The organism is Sulfurimonas sp. C5, from assembly GCF_029872055.1.
Lineage (GTDB): Bacteria > Campylobacterota > Campylobacteria > Campylobacterales > Sulfurimonadaceae > Sulfurimonas.
Map to the genome: position 1 here is coordinate 58,273 of NZ_JARXNQ010000004.1, position 18,312 is coordinate 76,584.

The following is an 18,312-nucleotide window of genomic DNA, read 5'->3' on the forward strand; positions in this document are numbered from 1 at the left end:
GCAGTTATTTTTTTTTGTAAAGTCTTTTGACGATATTTTTAAGAAGTACGGAGATTTTTAAGAACTCCAGATTATGGTGTATTTCTAACTCTGCTTCATAGTTTTTATTGTTTAACTCTTCTAGATAGTTTGTTAATGCATCAATATCTTTGTCGAGTTTAAAGACAAATTTTTTCAAAGAGTAGTAACTCACTACATATAAAATAAATACAAGTTCAAAGTAAGAGAACCAAAAATCAGGAGGTAATTGAGTATCTACCAATGTGTAGTACAACACAAGTCCGATAATTGCAAACACTGCAGTAAGTATGAGAAAGAAAAGTAAATAAATTCTATTTTTGATACTTAACATAACTTGTAACCAACACCTCTGACCGTTTGAATGTAGTCTTTTGTTTTATCAGGATCAATTTTTTCTTTGAGTCTGTTAATCGCTACGTTTACGGTTTTATACTGATAGTTTTGAGAATCCTGCCATACATTTTCAAGGAGATAATCACGATCAAGTACACTGTTTTTATTTGTAATAAATTCACAGAGAAGATCGAATTCGAGTTTTGTCACCTCAACCGGTTTTCCATCAACTTTTAACTCTCTTGTACTTCTGTCAAGTACCATGTCTCTGTAAGAGAGTTTCCCTTCGGCTACTTTTTTAGAAGTTCTTTTTAAGATAGATTTTACACGGAGAATCAGCTCTTTCATGTTAAAAGGTTTTGTAATGTAGTCATCGCCACCGCGGACAAATCCCTCTTCGATATGCTCCTCTTTGTCTTTTGCACTAAGAAAAATAACCGGGACATCTATACCGTCTTCACGAAGTTCTGAGACAAACTCACTCCCCTCTACGCCTGGAAGGTTACGATCCATGATCATAAGATCGATCTCCTCCTCTTCAAGTATCTGTGCTACGGTTTTTGTGTTTAAAAACCCTATTGTCTCATACCCCTCTTTTTGAAGTGTATATTCCAAGAGTTCGAGTAAATCTTCTTCATCTTCAACGATAACAATATTTGCAGACATTCTTTTCCTTTATTCTTCGATCCACGCATCTGTTTTAAGTACACGGCCGTCATCAAACACTTTGAGTTTGCAGGCTGAGAGACATTTTCCCTCATCCAGCTCCATAATGGCAATCTGTAAAATCTTCTTACACTTTTTCGGTATATCGAAATGCCCTTTTAATCCTGTTAAAAACTGCTTTAGGGGTTGTTTCGGATCCATTCCTATAACATTGTCACGGCAACCCGTCAGACCCATGTCTGTAAGATATGCCGTGTTGTTTGCAATTTGCAGATCATCACTGCCGACATGTGTATGTGTGCCAATTATACCACTTACTTTTCCTTGAAGCAACATCATCATGGCACGCTTTTCACTTGTAGCTTCCGCATGAAAATCTACAAAGATGTTTTTTACACCTGCGTTATGTAACTCTTCTACTCTCTTTTGTGCACAGCGAAATGCATTGTCCACATACGGCATCCCGTAATGTCCCATGATATTGAGTACTGCCAGTTTTTCATTGCCAACTTCATATATCCTGCACCCAGTTCCTATAACATCCTCAGGATAGTTATCGGGACGAAGCATAGTTTCCTCTTCTAAAAGTGGAAGAATGTCTTTTTTGTCCCAAGTATGATTTCCACCCGTCATCACATTTACACCAAAGGAGAGAAGTTCAGAGTAGTTTTTTGTAGTCAGTCCAAAACCGTGAGATGCGTTTTCATAGTTTGCGATCACAAAATCCACACCATATTCCTCTTTGATCTGAGGCAGATGTTTTTGGATCATTTCACGTCCGGGACGTCCTATAATATCTCCGATAAATGCTATTTTCATAATCTATAATACCTTTGGTTTATTGTTTCGTAAATAATAAAGCGTTGCTTTGATGATATCATCATCATCTTTTGAATCTGATTTAATCATCTCTTTAGAGTCATTCAAATAGGTAAACGTAATGTTTTGCCCATAGTTCATAATTGTTTTTATCTTTTTCTCTAAAGCTAAAAGTTTAATAACCATCATCTCTATAAACTGTTTTGTCACAACATCAAGCTCACCGAACCTGTCAATGAGCTCCTCTTCGATCTCATATACTTCAACGGGCTCTTCACATTGAGACAGACGTCTGTATACATCTAGACGAAGACGATCTTCTTTAATAATCTCATCTGAGAGATATGCCGAAATCGTCAGCTTAATATCTACTTTTGATTTTTTATCTTCAACAGTGTTGCTGAGCTCTTTGATCGCATCTTCTAACATTCTCAGGTAAAGTGAGTAACCAATGTTTTTAATATGTCCGCTTTGTGCATCACCCACTAAGTTACCGCCACCTCTGATCTCTAAATCGTGATGTGCTAGCACTGATCCGCTTCCCAAGAACGAATTTGACTCTAATGCTAAAAGACGTTTTTTTGCTTCATCCGTCAGATTCTCTTTATTCTCTACAATGAAGTATGCAAACCCTTCTATGTGTCCACGTCCAACACGACCGCGCAACTGGTGCAGGTCTGCAATACCAAAACGGTCCGCTCCGTCAATTATAATAGTATTAACGCGAGGCATATGGATACCACTCTCGATGATTGAAGTTGCAATCATCATATCGTACTCACCCGCTTCAAACTTGAGCAGTTCTTTTTCCGTCTCGCTTGCTGATACCTTTGAGTGGAGCATTAATATACGCAGATCAGGTAAGATCGCTTTCATCTCCCCCATCTTAATAGGCATATGATCGATTGAATTATGTACATAAAACACCTGTCCACCACGGCGAAGCTCACGTAAAATTACCTCTTTGATCAGCTTTTCATCATACTCTTTAACAAATGTACGCACACCTTGACGCTCACTAGGAGGCGTTAGAAGCTGGCTCATAGTCTTAATTGAGCTCAGGGCCTGATTTAAAGATCTCGGAATCGGTGTTGCCGACATAGAGAGCATATGAACATTATGATACAGCTCTTTAATCTTCTCTTTTTGTTTCACACCGAATTTGTGTTCTTCATCTACAATCACGACACCCAGATTTTTAAAATCTAGTCCAAAAAGTGCATGTGTTCCAACGACACAATCAAGCTCACCCGAAGCCAAAGCTTTAATGATATTGTTTTTATCTTTTGTAGATACGAAGCGGTCAAGCTTTGCATAACGGATCTTCATCTCTTTAAAACGCTCATCCAGACTTCTAAAGTGTTGAGCTGAGAGTAATGTAGTAGGTACAATGAAAGCAGACTGATAACCCGATTTCCAAGCTGCAAAGATAGTATTAAGCGCTACTTCCGTTTTTCCAAAACCAACATCACCACTAAGAAGTCTGTCCATAATCTTGCCAGAAGACATTTGAGAAATTATCTCTGCAACGGCCTGTGTCTGATCATCTGTGTATTCAAAACCGCTTAATGCTTGAAACTCTTTGAGCTCTTTTTGCTCTACTGAGATTTTTGGAGACTTAATAAGTGCACGTGCTGCGGCAATGTTTACTATCTGTCCCGCTATCTCTAAAAGACGTTTACGAACTTTCTCTTTTAATTTTCCGAAACTTCCTTTTCCGAGACGATCAAGTACAGGTACACCACCACCGCTTGCAATATAACGATCGATATAGTCAAGGTTTTCAACAGGTAAAAGGATCTTGTCATCACCCACATATTTGATAACGATAAAATCTTTTACACCTCCGAGAATTTCAGCTTGCTCAATCTTCTCAAATATACCTACACCGTATTCTTCGTGAACAACATAATCACCCGCTTTTAGATCATCGAGTAAAATAGAGCTTTTACGGCGACGACGTTTTTTATCCGGCTTGTTCAGAGATATTACAACTTCATTAGGAGTGATAATGTTTAAAATATACGGTGCTTCAACAATATTAAGCTTTGCAGTATCATAGATTCCTGCTTGTTTGATCGTCGCTTTGTTTGCCGCAATGATTGTGATCTTTTTATCTTGATGCACTTTTAGAAGTTGTGCCACATCGGCAACTACCAACTCTTTGATATCATCGTTTTCTTCTAAAATATCAAGGTTGAAACATTCTCTTGATATGATCGGATTGTTAATACCGTAGGCATCTTTTAACAGGTCATCCAGATTACGTGAGAGTTTTACGTTTTTACCCTCTAAAAAGTTTTCTGCCAGTTCATCCAGATGCCATAAACCAAGAGAGGCAATATCGCGTGAGAGTGCGTCGTATTCACTATTTTCAATCTTATTGTTGAGAGTATTAAATCCCTCTTCATCAAGGGCGAAAAAGGCACAGTTTATCTCAATACTGTCTAACTCTTCACCCGTAGTTCTCTGCGTCTCTAGATCAAAAGTTTTAATCTGTTCAATCTCTACGTCAAAAAGAGAAATACGTACAGGTTGCGTAGAACCTGGTACAAAGATATCCAGGATATCACCGCGATGAGAGATCTCACCTTCAACCTGTACCATATCTACAAACGTGTATCCCCAGTAGAGCATCTTTTCTTTAAATGCACTAAGATCAATCTCTGAACCAAACTCAAGTTTCTGTGAATCTAAATATTCTTTTTTTGGAAGTGGGAAGAGCAGACTTTTTAGTGGAGCGAGTACTAAAGGCTTCTTTACAGCTGTGTAATAGTTTTTCAATTTGTACAGAAGTTCTTGTAATTCCTCTTTATAAGAGCGCAGGTCATCGCCACGCGCTGCTCTAAAGTCCGGAAAAACTATAACTTCTTTGTTAAAAAATCTCGCTACGCTCTCTAATTCATGAGCTTCTTTGAGATCTTCACAAATTAAAACCTCTAGATCATCCTTCGAAGTTTTAAAATAATTATAAAGTTGTGTCATTTTTTATGATCGAATTTCCTTCAAAAATCCCTTTGGCTTCAATAACAAGTTCACCTGATTTAATTTCACCCGTTACACGACCCGCAGCTTTAATTTCTACTCTGTCTGCGTCAATTGTTCCTTCTACAAAACCTTGAACAATAAGTCTTTCAGTATGGATAGCACCTTTAATATGTCCGTTTTTACCGACATTCACCTCTTTTGTAGAGTGAATATTTCCTTCTAAAACACCATCAATGTAAAGATTGCAAGAGAGTTCTAACTCCCCTTTTATCTTTGCTCCAGTTGTGATAATTGTTGTGTTAGAATCGGTTGATACGTTATTCTCGATGTCGCTGTTATTAAAGATTGCCATGGAACCTTTTTCTCCTTTTCAAAAATTTCATTATAGTTTTGCTGTGTCCATTTTACAAAATAATATGGATTTAAAACTCTGTGAATAAAACGGATCTCATAATGGAGATGCGGTCCGTTACTCATCCCTGAGTTACCGGTATATCCTATAAGCTGCCCTTTTTTTACAAATTGCCCGGATTTTATCACAATTTTATTTAAATGTCCGAAGTAAGATTTAAATCCGTACACATGTTCTAAAATTATCAGGTTTCCATAGCCGCTGCTTTTATGAAATCCAGCCCATTCTACCAGCCCGTCAGCCGTAGCATAAATAGGTGTGTTCATTGCCGCTTTAAGATCAGTTCCACGATGAAACTCTTCTCTGTTTAAAGTTGGATGGATTCTGTAACCGAATTTACTAGTAATACCATTATATTCAACAGGAGAACCGCTAGGAATAAGATTTAAAAGAGTTAGACGCTGTGATGAGCTTAGTTTGGCCAAACTTACACGCTCTTCTAAGGTTTCGTTATCAATAGGTTTGAGCCCTATCATTTGTTCAATCTCTGCCAAAGAATCGGAAAGTTCTTCGAGTTCCTCTTTTTTTGCGACTAAAGAAACCTGTGTTTTTTGCATACTCTCCATCAAATTACTGTTTTGTGTTTGCAGATCATTATATGCTGTTTCTATGTTATCTTTTTTCAACTGCATTCTGTCAACAGAATCGTTCAAATATAAAATAGTTCCAACTGCGATCATCGCAAGTGTAAGTAAAAATATAGCAGCATAATAAAGTGCTTTTTTTACAAACTTATGAAGATTAAACTGTCTTACACCGTTTTCGTCATGAATGGTAACAGTAAAATGTCTATCCACGATACACCTTTAAAAATGCCTCCGCTACACTAAATGAACCAAATATCAGGTAATTTTTTTGACTTTCTATCTTTTCAAATTTTTTATAAGGGATCTCTAAATCATTCAAAACAGATTCTAATTTTTCTCTTTTTTCGATCCGCTCATCTTTAACATCGATAATAAGCAACTCTTCTATAATAGGCTTTAAAAGTTTTAAAATAGCTTTATAGTCTTTATCTTTGTAACTATTATACACTAAAGTATATTTTGAATTTTTTAAACTCTTAGAAATCGATTCTGCGGCTAAAGCATTGTGACCGACATCAATTAAAATATTTTCTGCCAGCGGGCTCAAACGTCCAAACAGCTTGCCGTTTACAAATGATTGTTCGCTATATTGTACCCCTAATTCCTTTAAAGCAGCTATACTCAAAGAAAGATTGTCTACAAGATACTCTGCCAAATCATTCTCTTTTGCAATTAAAGCGATTTTCTCTTTGTCTTCATCGGTGATATAATCTGCAACTTTTTTAATCGTTACATTTTTCTCTTCTGCCAACTTTTCAGCAACTTCATATACTGTTTGGTGTTTTTGTTTTGCCAGGATTGCTTTGTTTTGTACTGCATTTAGCTTTGTTGTTGCTATGCTTTCAATCGTATCACCTAAAAAAGCTTCGTGATCTTTATCGATAGGTGTTACAAGCGTTAAAACTTTTGGAAAAACAGCCGTAGCGTCATATTCACCGCCAAGTCCTGCTTCCAAAACTAGATAGTCGCTCTCTCTTGCCGCTAAAACCGCTAAAAAAGTAGTATATTCGAAGTAACTCAAACCTTTAATGAACTCCGGGTCAAGTAGTGTCTGTAACTCCTGATGTAAGATCTCCAATGTTTCATCAGAGATATTTGCACCGTTTATCCAAATACGTTCATTAAACTCTAAAATATGAGGTGAGGTGTAGTGAACAACGTTTGCCCCGCTTCTATGTAAAGCTGTTGCTAAAAAACGCCCTGTTGTTCCTTTTCCGTTAGTTCCTATGATATGGATAATTTTCGGTAAAGTAAGCTTTTCTTTTATAGACTCATAGGCTCTTGGCATACGAGTATAATCAATCTCTGTATAATACAGAGGCTTCGAATCTAAAAACTGCTGTAACACTCTTATTTAAACTCCACTCTATCTCTACCGTTTGCTTTTGCATGATAAAGCAATTTATCTGTTGCAGCAAGTAAATCTTTTAACGAAAGGTGCATATTTCTTTCAGCAACACCCGCACTCACAGTTACTTCGATACGGCTGCCTTTATACATAAATTTTGCCCTTTTGATGTGTTCTCTTACTTTATTGGCAAAAACAACACCTCCATTTACATCCGTGTCTCCAAGTATTGCAATAAACTCTTCTCCACCAAATCTTCCAACAATATCAACATTTCTACACTCTTTTCTAAGTATTTTTCCAAATGCGACTAAAACGGCATCACCAGCTTCATGCCCGTAACTGTCATTTATGTTCTTAAAGTGATCAAGGTCGAAAAGGACAATAGAAAAGTTTCTCTCATATCGCTCATATTCACCCTCTTTTAAGTCTAAAAACTGGTCTAAAGCACGTCTGTTATATATTTTTGTTAAAAAGTCTTCCTGAGCTTCTTTTCTAGCCTCTTCCAATTCTAATTCAAGACTTTTTATCTTACGTGTCATTAACATTACATCTTCGTTATGAGATTTTAAATCCTTACTAAGAACGGCAGTATTTTTCTCCAATGCTAGTGCGATTGTAAAAAGTTTATTATGTGCAAGTTTAAAATTTTTATCTGTTCTTTCGTTATAAGATTCTAACTCATGCTTGATTTTTTGAATCTCTGTATTTGAGTTATCTGATTTTTCAATCATATCTATAAGACGTCCGGATAGTTTGTCTAATACACCGTCAAGTGCTTCAACCATATCTCTGACACTTTTTTTATCGAGTGCAATTCTTAGTGCAATAGCAGATTTTATCTCTGATTCGATTGAACTATCATTTATTATAGAAGCATTACTACGTATTCTATCGCTTAAATCAGCTATCTGTTCATTGACACTTGAGGCTATAGAAGGGACTAAAGAAGCCACTATATATTGAGATATTTTTTCTAAATCACAACTATTAGTTTCAATACTGTATTCAATCTCTTTTAATCCCTCTATCGTTTTTTTCAGGTCTTTGGAATCTAAATCCCCAAAATATTTGAGTTTATGTAAAAAAGTATCATCATATGTAGTTATAAAGTTTACCCATCTCTGTCTAAAACTATCAATCTGGTCAGGTTTTGGTGCATTTTCAAGAAGGTCTATAGTCTTTCTTGCCAACTCTGATGCTTCTTTATTATGTAGTACTTCAATAACCTGTAATACTCTTTTGTTAAGTAAGGTCTGTGCTTCTAATGTATCTGAACACATCGTTGGATTTGTTCTATTGATTTTGGAGATAAGGAAACGGACAAATTCATGTGTCGTATTGATACGATAATTTTTTAGGTCTTTTTGCAGATCTTTATTGAGCATCTCTTGATATCTATTTAGATGCTTACAGTCTTCAACGTTCATATTGGCTTTTGTAGCTTCTTTACAAAAAGCCTCTACATAAAAATCTGGGGTTAAAAGTTTCCCTTCTTCTTTTAATCGTTTGACAGCATTATTGATAATCGTTTGAATAGTCATGTCGTATTCCTATTGTTTCAAAGATCCCTCTGCGGAAACTTTTGCAATGAAAGATGTAATTGCTTTTGATGCACTTGACTTAATTGCATTAAACCTTTCTTGATCTGTAATAATAGCATTTGGTTCTACACTAAAATCATAACTACCTTGAGAAGAATATACTTTTCTTTCCCCTTTTGTGGTTCTTGTTATATAGAGTGTTACTCGTGCACGATAACCAACAACATATCCATCACTATTATACTGAATTGGAACATATGAAGGAGCCGACATTTTAATATCCAAGTGTGTATCAGAATAGCTTCGATCTACTAGAGATGCATGAAATATTGACACAATAGCAGCATCTACAGCATCTTTAATGATAACCGTATTTTCAGGATCTACAAGTGAGATATATACACTTGTACTTATTTTTTCACCTGTCACATTACGGGAAAACTTTGAGCTAGGTTTGTATCCGCAACTATTTAAGCCTACAACCAAAAATGCAAATATACTCAAATAGAGTAGATACTTTTTCATACCCTAACCTTTAACTACTATATTTACAAGCTTGTTAGGTACTACGATCTCTTTCACGATCTCTTTGCCTTCAAGCCATTTTGCAACTACTTCTTTCGCCTGCGCTAACATATCTTCTTTGCTTGCATCTTTTGCAACTTCGATCTCTCCACGGTTTTTCCCGTTTACAGAGACACCGAGTGTAATTGAATCTTCTATAAATACCTCTTCAAGGATTGATTGTGCATTCAAGTTGTTCAAGTTAAAGAACTTCTCACTTAATTCCCAACAAGTGTGAGGAATTACAGGCTCTAAAATCGAAGTAAAAATCCAGTATGCTTCAGTCCAAACATCAGAATTTTCTTGAGCATTTAGTGCATTCATAGCTTCCATAACACCTGCAATCATAGTGTTAAAAGTATATCTTTCATTATAAACTTCTTCTGAACGCTTCAGTGCTTCATATACTTTCTTACGAGCAAATTTTTCCTCTTTAGAAAGTGATGCGTGATCAATTGACGGAATTGTGTCAGTCGCTACGACGTTTGTAGATCTTTCAAAGAAACGTTTGATAAATCTAAATGCACCCTCAACACCGCTGTCATTCCACTCTAACTCTTGTGTCGGTGGCGCTGCAAAAAGAATAAATAGTCTTGCAGTATCTGCACCGTATTTTGCAATCAGTTCATCAGGATCTACAGTATTACCTTTAGATTTTGACATCTTTGCACCGTCTTTAAGCACCATCCCTTGAGTTAGAAGTCTGTCAAACGGTTCATCAAAATCAACATAGCCGAGATCACGGAAAACTTTTGTAAAGAACCTTGCATATAGAAGATGTAAGATCGCATGTTCAATCCCACCAATATAGTGATCAACTCCCATCCAGTATTTGATCTGCTCAGCTGAGAATGCTTCGTCTTCCCAATTTAACTCAGATGCACAGAAACGTAGGAAATACCAGCTAGACTCAACGAAAGTATCCATAGTATCTGTTTCACGAACTGCATCTTTGCCACATTTTGGACATTTACAGTGTTTCCAAGTCGGATGTTTTTCAAGCGGGTTACCCTCACCCGTAATCTCAACATCTTCCGGAAGTGCTACAGGCAAGTTTGCTTTGTCTTCCATAACAAGTCCACAATCATCACAATGGATAAATGGAATCGGAGCACCCCAGTATCTTTGACGTGAAACTCCCCAATCTTTTAACTTGTAGTTTGTTGTCTTTTTACCGATATTTTTCGCTTCGAAATGCTCTATGATTTTTGCTTGAGACTCTTTAGAGTTCATCCCGTCAAACTCGTGCGAATTAAAAAGCTCACCCACTTCAGTAAATGCTTTTTTATCAAGCTCTAACTCACCTTCAAAAGGTTTAATTACGGGATTGATTTCAAGAGAGTATTTTGTAGCAAATTCATAGTCGCGATCATCGTGAGCAGGTACTGCCATAACTGCACCTGAACCGTAATCCATTAAAACGAAGTTTGCAATCCATACAGGAACTTTTTTGCCAGTTAGAGGATGTACTACGTTTAAATCTAATGAAAGTCCAGCCTTCTCTTTTTGGCGATCGATATTTGAAGCATTAATCATCGCTTCAATTTCAGCAATTTTTTCATCGCTTAGAAGTTTGTTTTCGATCATATATGAAACAATTTTATGCTCAGGTGCAAGTGCTGTATAGCTAACACCATAGATAGTATCTGGACGTGTCGTGAATACATCAAAACTATCAAATTTACCGCCAAGTTTTGCTTTCGACTCATCATCAAAGAAAAGATCAAACGCTAAACCGTTCGATTTTCCTATCCAGTTTTCCTGCATAGTAAGAACTTGTTTCGGCCAACCACCTTCAAGTTTTTTCAGATCAGCTAAAAGTTCATCTGCATACGCAGTGATCTTAAAGTAGTATTGATTCATATCTTTTTTTACAATTGGAGTATCACATCTCCAACAACAACCGTCTACTACCTGCTCATTTGCTAAAACTGTTTGGTCGTGAGGACACCAGTTAAGCATCCCTTTTTCACGGTAGAGCAAACCTTTTTCATACATATCGATAATGAATGCTTGTTCAAACTTTGTATAAAGCTCGTCAGACGTTGCCAGTTCTCTTTTTTTAGAGAATGAAAAACCAAGAGAATAAAACTCGTTTTTCATATAATCGATATTGTCGTATGTCCATGTTTTTGGATTAGCATTGTTTTTGATTGCCGCATTTTCAGCAGGCATACCAAAACTGTCAAATCCGATTGGGTGAAGAACATTTTTACCTTGTTGTCTATGGTATCTTGCAAATGCATCACTGATAGAGTAGTTTCTTACGTGCCCCATATGCAGTCTTCCACTAGGGAAAGGGAACATTGAAAGAATATATTTCTTCTCTTTCGTGAAATCTTCACTTGGTTCAAAACTATCGTTTTCTCTCCAATAATTTTGCCATTTTTGCTCAATATTTTTAGCGTTGTACTCCAATTAAAATTCTCCTAATACTCTTCTTGTGTTTTGGAACTTTCGATATATACAAGTCCCATAGAAAATACGTTTGCTATTAATGCACCAATAGAAAGTGCGATTGCCCATGAATCGTTACCGACAATAACTAAAAAGATAAATGCCGGAATAAGGTGCAAGTCTGCTACTAACGAAGATGCAAGAAGTTCAGCTGAAAGTAAATTTCTTACACCAATTTTTAAAATTGTTGAAACAAGATTTAAACTTGCTGCAATAAACAATGAAACTGCAGTATTTTCATATAAAAACCCTGCAATTGACGTTAAACTCATTAACGAAAAAAATACGTATACTACTTTACCCCAATCCATCTTCTTAGTCTCCTTTTTACATTACGCCAGATTCAAACTGTTGGCGCATTCTCTCTTTTTCTGCTTCACGCTTAGCTTTTTGAGCCAGTTTTTCGTGATAGTTCTGTACATTAAATCCAAACCACATCAATATCGGTGAAGCCACAAAGATTGATGAATAAGTACCTACAATTATACCTACTAATAAAGTAAATGCAAATGGATGGATAATCTCACCACCGAACAGGAACAACGTTAGTACAACAAAGAAAGTTGTCAATGACGTTAGTGTTGTACGAGCCAATGTTCTTGTAACTGATTCATCAATAATATCTCCAAGAACAGTTTTTTTACTAGTTTCAATCCCTTCACGAATACGGTCAAAAACGATAATTGTATCGTTCAGTGAATATCCAAGAAGTGTTAAAAGTGCTGCTAATACATCAAGATTTACATCGATGCCTGAAAGACTTACAGCACCAAGTGCAATTGAAACGTCGTGAATTAACGCTACAATTGATGCAACGGCGAAACGCCACTCAAATCTAAATGCAACATAGACAAGAATCCCGGCAATCGCCAAAAGCATTGCCATGATCCCTTTTTCTCTTAATTCGCTTCCAACTTTTGGTCCAACAATGTCTACACGACGTACTTCATAGTTTCCGGTACCAGCAAGTGCTTGACGTGTCAAGTCGCCAATATCAGTCGTTACACTTCCCGTTGTAGTCTTTAAGCGGATAACAACCTCATCAGGTGAACCAAATTCAGTAATTGAAGCGTTTGCAAAGACTTCATTGCCTTCAAGTTTTTTACGCATCTCATCAATCGGTGCAGTAGTATCATATTTCACTTGAACAATCGTACCGCCGGCGAAATCAACACCGTAATTTAAACCTTTTGTAGCAAGAAGTGCATACGAGATTAAAATAAGTACTATTGAGATAATAGCGGCAAATTTAGATTTGCCCATAAAGTTAAACGGTCTTGTATATTTAAAAAATTCCATTTTTACCCCTTAATCCCGAACCAGAACTTATAGTTTTTACTTTTTTGCATTTTGCTCTCTAACATCTGGTAAATACCGTGTGTACCTAAAATAGCAGTAAGCATAGAAGCTAAAATACCGATACTCATAGTAATTGCAAATCCTTTGATAGCACCCGTTCCGTATGCATATAGTACAACTGAAGCAATAAGCGTCGTAATGTTTGCATCTAAAATAGCACTCATAGCATTTGAATAACCATCTTCGATCGCTTTATGCATTGACTTGCCTTCACGGATAAGCTCACGAATACGCTCAGAGATAATAACATTGGCATCTACTGCCATACCGACAGTTAAAACAATCCCCGCCATACCAGGAAGTGTAAGTGTAGCACCAAAAAGAGACATTACCGCTAAAAGTAAAAACAGGTTTGCAATCAGAGCGATGTTAGCAATAACACCCGCCATTCTGTAATATGCGATCATAAAAACAATTACTAAAACAAATCCACCAATTAAAGCCACCATAGACGCTTGAATAGAATCAGCCCCTAGGCTTGGTCCTACTGAACGTTTCTCCATTAAGTAAATCGGAGCAAGTAAAGCACCGCTTCTTAAAGCAATTGCCAGGTCTTTTGCTTCTACTACAGTATAGTTTCCGGAAATTTGTCCAGAACCACCACCGATACGCTCGTTAATATTCGGAGCTGAATACACTTTACCGTCAAGTACGATAGCAAGACGCTTCCCTACATTCTTTCCTGTAAAATCTCCAAAGATCTCTGCACCTTCAGCATTAAGTTTGAAGTTAATTACAGGACGGTTGTTTTGATCAAATCCAACATTGGCATTTGTCAACATCCCACCATCAAGAATTGGAATTTCACGTACCAAATATTTAATCTCTGAAGATTTTGCATCTTCTAAGATCACATCTCCGTAAGCAGCAGCATCACCAGCACTCATATTGTACACACGAGCAGCTCTGTCTTCATCAACTGCCATAAGTTCAAGTTTTGCAGCACGGCTGATTAGTTCACGTGCACGTTGCTCCTCTTCTTGAGTTTTAATACCTGCTAGTTCTACTAAGATTTTTTCTTCACCCTGTTTTGCAACGATTGGTTCAGAAAGACCAAATTGGTCAAGTCTATTTCTAATAGTCTCAATTGCTTGATCAATTGCCAGTTTCTTAGTTTTTTCGATCTCTTGAGCTGATAAACTTACCGATACAATTGAATTGTTTACAGAAACAACAGCACCGTCAATTTGAGCAAGATATTCTTTAATCTTAGCAATTTCATCAGAATCTAAAACTTCAAACTTTACACCTGTTTCATCAAAAGTAAGTCCATCGATCAAAATGTCATTACGTTCGCTGAAATGTTTAATACTAGCTGTGATAGATTTTATACGAGATTTTGTAGCTTCTTCTGTTTTAACGCCCAGAAGCATGTGAAGACCGCCTTGAAGATCAAGTCCTAAAGTGATTTTTTTCCCACCTTCAGTTTGAAGCAGTGAAGGGATAGAAAAGACTATCCCGAAAACTATTGCTAAAGCGAAGATTACGATACGATAATTAAGCTTCATCCTCATACTTCTTTGCAACAGAGTCTTTTGCGATTTTTACAATCGTTTCTTTATTCATCTCAACACTAAAAAAGTTCTCTTCAACTTTATTAACAACAACAATGAAACCACCGTTAGTGATAATCTTATCACCTTTTTTAAGTGACTCGATCATTTCTTTTTTAGCTTTCGCTTCTTTTTGTTGTGGACGAATAATCACAAAATACATAATTGCGATCAGAAATACAAAAGGTAATAACTGAGAGATTAATTCCATATCTATAACTTCCTTATTTAAATAAAAATTGGGAGATTATACAAAAACAATACTAATATCTGAGTAAAATTGTGTAAAATTTCAATATGAACGAAAAAAGAAAAGATATTTTATTTGGTTTGGCAAGTGCAGTTTTTTTCAGTCTCTTTATTTATTTAAGTAATTTCGGACTCGAAAACAAATTATTAAACACGGCTCTGGGACTGATTGCCGTAGCTTCTATATTGTATATACCCAAGCGTTCCGTCTTGGCAGCAGGTTTTTTTATAGGAGTGTTTTGGTTTTACTGGATAGGCTTTAGTTTTCAGTATCAGGGTGTCGGTTTTATGATGCCAATAGTTACTTTGGGCTTTGGACTGCTTTATCTTCTTTTATTTTTACCTATGTATTTTACTACCAACCCTTTCATTCGTGGGGCTGTACTTTTTGCACTCAGTTTCATTGAACCGTTTGACTGGAACTGGTTTAAGCCTGAACTTCTTTTTATTGACAGTTTCATCGGTGTTTATAAATACCAGTTTGCGATCGTGATTTTTGCTTTGGCAGCTGCTATTTACGCATATAGAAATTATCCAAAATATAAATACTATCCACTCATTTTACTTGTGTTTGCAATTAATTTTGGCTATCCGATGCAAAAAGAGCTTCCATTAAACATGAAACTTGTTCAAACAGATGTCAAACAAGAAGATAAATGGAAAAGGGATAATCTTTATCCTACAGTAGATATGATTTTTCAAGAGATTACAAAAGCAAAACTTGAAGGATATAAAGTTGTTGTCCTACCTGAGTCGGTCTTTCCTCTTTTTATGAACAAAAGTCCGAAATTAATTAAACAACTCCAAGAGATTTCACATTCTATTACTATTATTGCCGGAGCACTTTTAGTAGAGAACGGGAAACATTATAACGTTACATACTTGTTTGACCAGGGAAAATATTCCGTAGCAAAAAAAGTTGTTCTTGTCCCTTTTGGAGAGTATATTCCACTTCCTAAATTTGCCAAAAAGTTTGTAAACGATACCTTCTTTAACGGTGCAAGCGACTTTGTTACGGCTGATCAGCCCACAGACTTTGAAATCAATAAAGTTAAAATAAGAAATGCTATCTGCTATGAGGCAACTTGTGATGCTCTTTATCAAGGTGATGTGGATTTTGTCGTAGCTATCAGTAACAATGCTTGGTTTACCCCTTCAATCGAGCCGACACTGCAACGTCTACTTATGAAATATTATGCACGCAAATACGGAGTTACTATTTATCATGCCGCAAACTACCGTGGCAGCGGTGTAATCAAGTAGAAACCAAATTTTTGCTATAATGCAATAAAAATTTATGCAACAGGATCGGTTTTTATGTTGAATTTCAAAAACCCAAATTTTTATATTAATCGTGAACTTTCATGGTTACAATTCAATACAAGAGTTCTCAAACAGGCACAAGATACAACTTTACCATTACTTGAGCGTTTAAAGTTTCTTGCGATCTACGGAACTAATCTTGATGAATTTTATATGATCCGTGTAGCAGGACTTAAAAAACTTTTCTCGGCAGGGATTATTGTTTCAGGTGCAGATAGACTTACACCGCTGCAACAACTTCGTGAAATCAGACACTATCTGCATCAAGAGCAACAAGTTGTAGAACATTGTAGAACAGAGATACTAAAGAAGCTTGAACATGAAGGTATTTACGTTAAAAAATACAACGATTTAAGCAACCAGGAAAAACACAAAGTAAACATATACTTTAAAGAAAACATCTACCCTGTAATTATTCCTATTGCTGTAGATGCGACACATCCGTTTCCACACTTAAACAACTTGAGCTTCGGTCTTATCGTTAAACTTAGAGATACAGACAATGAAGCAATTGAACGTTTTGGAATTGTACGTGTCCCTCGTGTTTTAGACAGATTTGTCCAAATCGGTGAAGGTACTTATGTGCCTATAGAAACTGCTGTTGCACAACATATAGAAGATCTTTTTCCGGGTTATACACTCATTAAGTACGCATCATTCAGAGTAACGAGAAATGCCGACATCGAGATCGAAGAGGAAGAAGCGGATGACTTTATGGAGATCCTTGAAGAGGGATTAAAACTTCGTAGAAAAGGGGAAATGGTTCGTCTTGAAATGGGAAGTAATGCAGATGATGAAATCATTAACTTTTTCAATCGCCATGCTAATGTCTACAAAGATGATATCTATAAATTCCATACTTCTTTAAATCTTTCGAGTTTATGGCAAATAGTTGGCAATAAAGATTTTGCACATCTATTATCTCCATCATTTAAACCAAAGAATCTGCCGCCTTTAGATAGTAATGACAATATCTTTGCTATCTTGGACAAACAAGATATCATGATGTACCATCCGTATGAAAGTTTCGAACCTATCGTAAAAATGATACAACAGGCTGCAAAAGATCCTGATGTTGTTTCGATCAAAATGACACTATACAGATCAGGACAAAATTCTCCAATCGTAAAAGCATTGATGGATGCGAGTGAAAGCGGAAAACAGGTAACTGTTATGGTTGAACTGAAGGCTCGTTTTGACGAAGAGAACAACCTTATCTGGGCAAAAGCACTAGAAAAATCAGGAGCACACGTTATTTACGGAATTAAAGGCTTAAAAGTACACGCAAAAGCTACACTTATCACTCGTAGAATTAACGGTAAACTCAAACAGTATGCACATTTAGGTACTGGAAACTATAACCCGTCAACTTCAAAGATCTATACAGATATGAGTTACATGACAAGTAAAGACGAGATCACAAATGACCTTACTCGTTTTTTCCACTTTTTAACAGGATTTAGTAAAAAAGGGAAACTAAATGAGCTCTATATGGCACCGTCTCAAATCAAGCCGAAGATCTTATCACTCATTCACAATGAGACAAGACAAGGAGAAAATGGACGTATCATTGCGAAAATGAACTCTTTGGTTGATGACGACGTGATCCGTGCGCTTTACAAAGCAAGTCAAGCGGGTGTAAAAGTTGATCTTATCATCCGCGGTATCTGTTGTTTAAAACCTGGAATAGAAGGTGTAAGTGAGAATATCCGTGTTATCTCTATTTTAGGAAAATACTTAGAACATGCTCGTGCATATTACTTTAAAAACGATGCTTCTGAAGTATATATCTCTAGTGCAGACTGGATGCCGAGAAACTTAGTCAGACGTATTGAGCTTTTAACGGCTATTAAAGATGAAGAGTCTAAGAAAAAAATTATTCAACTGTTAAACCTTCAAATTTCAGACAATGTACTTGCACACGAACTCCAAAGTGACGGTACTTATGTAAAGGTAAAAGCTGATGATCGTTTAATAAACAATCATAAACTTTTAGAAGAGTATGTGAATAAAATTTCAAAAGTGACAAGAAAAGAATCATCTACAAATATTCATCAGTTAGTAGAGAGACTGTTTATAGAGAGTTAAA

The 18,312-nt window shown here is 36.3% G+C and carries 16 protein-coding genes; 2 read left to right on the forward strand and 14 right to left on the reverse strand.

Annotated elements, in window-relative coordinates:
• Window positions 1–4: 4 nt before the first annotated feature.
• Genes P6N22_RS07915 through yajC form a run of 14 tightly spaced genes read right to left on the reverse strand, consistent with a single transcriptional unit; the run spans window position 5 to window position 14,862 of the window.
• Window positions 5–352 (reverse strand): hypothetical protein, encoded by a 348-nt coding sequence (locus P6N22_RS07915; protein WP_280331832.1) that lies wholly within the window; start codon window positions 350–352, stop codon window positions 5–7.
• Window positions 346–1,020, reverse strand: a complete 675-nt coding sequence (locus P6N22_RS07920; protein WP_280331834.1) for a response regulator transcription factor — start codon at window positions 1,018–1,020, stop codon at window positions 346–348. The genes P6N22_RS07915 and P6N22_RS07920 overlap by 7 nt, the downstream gene beginning before the upstream one ends.
• Window positions 1,021–1,029: 9 nt before the next feature.
• Complete coding sequence (locus tag P6N22_RS07925) at window positions 1,030–1,839, reverse strand: TIGR00282 family metallophosphoesterase (RefSeq protein ID WP_280331836.1); 810 nt, start codon at window positions 1,837–1,839, stop codon at window positions 1,030–1,032.
• 3 nt (window positions 1,840–1,842) lie between these two features.
• The gene (locus tag P6N22_RS07930; RefSeq protein WP_280331838.1) at window positions 1,843–4,824 is read right to left on the reverse strand and encodes a DEAD/DEAH box helicase; all 2,982 of its coding nucleotides are present in this window, start codon (window positions 4,822–4,824) and stop codon (window positions 1,843–1,845) included.
• Window positions 4,808–5,179 (reverse strand): polymer-forming cytoskeletal protein, encoded by a 372-nt coding sequence (locus P6N22_RS07935; RefSeq protein WP_280331841.1) that lies wholly within the window; start codon window positions 5,177–5,179, stop codon window positions 4,808–4,810. The genes P6N22_RS07930 and P6N22_RS07935 overlap by 17 nt, the downstream gene beginning before the upstream one ends.
• The gene (locus P6N22_RS07940; RefSeq protein WP_280331842.1) at window positions 5,095–6,036 is read right to left on the reverse strand and encodes a M23 family metallopeptidase; all 942 of its coding nucleotides are present in this window, start codon (window positions 6,034–6,036) and stop codon (window positions 5,095–5,097) included. The genes P6N22_RS07935 and P6N22_RS07940 overlap by 85 nt, the downstream gene beginning before the upstream one ends.
• The gene (locus P6N22_RS07945) at window positions 6,029–7,174 is read right to left on the reverse strand and encodes a bifunctional folylpolyglutamate synthase/dihydrofolate synthase (protein ID WP_280331844.1); all 1,146 of its coding nucleotides are present in this window, start codon (window positions 7,172–7,174) and stop codon (window positions 6,029–6,031) included. Before P6N22_RS07945 ends, P6N22_RS07940 begins: the two co-directional genes overlap by 8 nt.
• Before the next feature lie 2 nt (window positions 7,175–7,176).
• Entirely contained in the window at window positions 7,177–8,718 is a 1,542-nt protein-coding gene (locus P6N22_RS07950; RefSeq protein WP_280331846.1) for a diguanylate cyclase, read from the reverse strand.
• 9 nt (window positions 8,719–8,727) lie between these two features.
• Complete coding sequence (lptE, locus tag P6N22_RS07955; RefSeq protein WP_280331848.1) at window positions 8,728–9,243, reverse strand: LPS assembly lipoprotein LptE; 516 nt, start codon at window positions 9,241–9,243, stop codon at window positions 8,728–8,730.
• 3 nt (window positions 9,244–9,246) lie between these two features.
• The gene (leuS, locus tag P6N22_RS07960) at window positions 9,247–11,700 is read right to left on the reverse strand and encodes a leucine--tRNA ligase (RefSeq protein ID WP_280331849.1); all 2,454 of its coding nucleotides are present in this window, start codon (window positions 11,698–11,700) and stop codon (window positions 9,247–9,249) included.
• A gap of 11 nt (window positions 11,701–11,711) precedes the next feature.
• Window positions 11,712–12,050: a DUF6394 family protein gene (locus P6N22_RS07965; RefSeq protein ID WP_280331851.1), complete on the reverse strand. Its 339-nt coding sequence runs from the start codon at window positions 12,048–12,050 to the stop codon at window positions 11,712–11,714.
• 16 nt (window positions 12,051–12,066) lie between these two features.
• Entirely contained in the window at window positions 12,067–13,038 is a 972-nt protein-coding gene (secF, locus tag P6N22_RS07970; protein WP_280331853.1) for a protein translocase subunit SecF, read from the reverse strand.
• Window positions 13,039–13,040: 2 nt separating this feature from the next.
• Complete coding sequence (gene secD / locus P6N22_RS07975; RefSeq protein ID WP_280331855.1) at window positions 13,041–14,606, reverse strand: protein translocase subunit SecD; 1,566 nt, start codon at window positions 14,604–14,606, stop codon at window positions 13,041–13,043.
• On the reverse strand, window positions 14,596–14,862 hold the full coding sequence (yajC, locus tag P6N22_RS07980) for a preprotein translocase subunit YajC (protein ID WP_280331856.1): 267 nt from the start codon (window positions 14,860–14,862) through the stop codon (window positions 14,596–14,598). The genes secD and yajC overlap by 11 nt, the downstream gene beginning before the upstream one ends.
• 86 nt (window positions 14,863–14,948) lie before the next feature.
• Here yajC and P6N22_RS07985 point away from each other — a divergent pair, with 86 nt between their 5' ends.
• Window positions 14,949–16,163 (forward strand): apolipoprotein N-acyltransferase, encoded by a 1,215-nt coding sequence (locus P6N22_RS07985; RefSeq protein WP_280331858.1) that lies wholly within the window; start codon window positions 14,949–14,951, stop codon window positions 16,161–16,163.
• A gap of 54 nt (window positions 16,164–16,217) precedes the next feature.
• Complete coding sequence (locus P6N22_RS07990) at window positions 16,218–18,311, forward strand: RNA degradosome polyphosphate kinase (RefSeq protein WP_280331860.1); 2,094 nt, start codon at window positions 16,218–16,220, stop codon at window positions 18,309–18,311.
• The last annotated feature ends 1 nt before the right edge of the window (window position 18,312 follow it).

What these genes read in the sequence shown, in the direction of transcription:
- P6N22_RS07930 (WP_280331838.1), bottom strand. Translation starts at nt 4,824, where the DNA reads ATGACACAACTTTATAATTATTTTAAAACTTCGAAGGATGATCTAGAG.
- P6N22_RS07985 (WP_280331858.1), top strand. Translation starts at nt 14,949, where the DNA reads ATGAACGAAAAAAGAAAAGATATTTTATTTGGTTTGGCAAGTGCAGTT.
- lptE (WP_280331848.1), bottom strand. Translation starts at nt 9,243, where the DNA reads ATGAAAAAGTATCTACTCTATTTGAGTATATTTGCATTTTTGGTTGTA.
- P6N22_RS07965 (WP_280331851.1), bottom strand. Translation starts at nt 12,050, where the DNA reads ATGGATTGGGGTAAAGTAGTATACGTATTTTTTTCGTTAATGAGTTTA.
- P6N22_RS07935 (WP_280331841.1), bottom strand. Translation starts at nt 5,179, where the DNA reads ATGGCAATCTTTAATAACAGCGACATCGAGAATAACGTATCAACCGAT.
- P6N22_RS07920 (WP_280331834.1), bottom strand. Translation starts at nt 1,020, where the DNA reads ATGTCTGCAAATATTGTTATCGTTGAAGATGAAGAAGATTTACTCGAA.
- P6N22_RS07925 (WP_280331836.1), bottom strand. Translation starts at nt 1,839, where the DNA reads ATGAAAATAGCATTTATCGGAGATATTATAGGACGTCCCGGACGTGAA.
- P6N22_RS07990 (WP_280331860.1), top strand. Translation starts at nt 16,218, where the DNA reads ATGTTGAATTTCAAAAACCCAAATTTTTATATTAATCGTGAACTTTCA.
- secF (WP_280331853.1), bottom strand. Translation starts at nt 13,038, where the DNA reads ATGGAATTTTTTAAATATACAAGACCGTTTAACTTTATGGGCAAATCT.
- yajC (WP_280331856.1), bottom strand. Translation starts at nt 14,862, where the DNA reads ATGGAATTAATCTCTCAGTTATTACCTTTTGTATTTCTGATCGCAATT.
- P6N22_RS07915 (WP_280331832.1), bottom strand. Translation starts at nt 352, where the DNA reads ATGTTAAGTATCAAAAATAGAATTTATTTACTTTTCTTTCTCATACTT.
- P6N22_RS07950 (WP_280331846.1), bottom strand. Translation starts at nt 8,718, where the DNA reads ATGACTATTCAAACGATTATCAATAATGCTGTCAAACGATTAAAAGAA.
- secD (WP_280331855.1), bottom strand. Translation starts at nt 14,606, where the DNA reads ATGAAGCTTAATTATCGTATCGTAATCTTCGCTTTAGCAATAGTTTTC.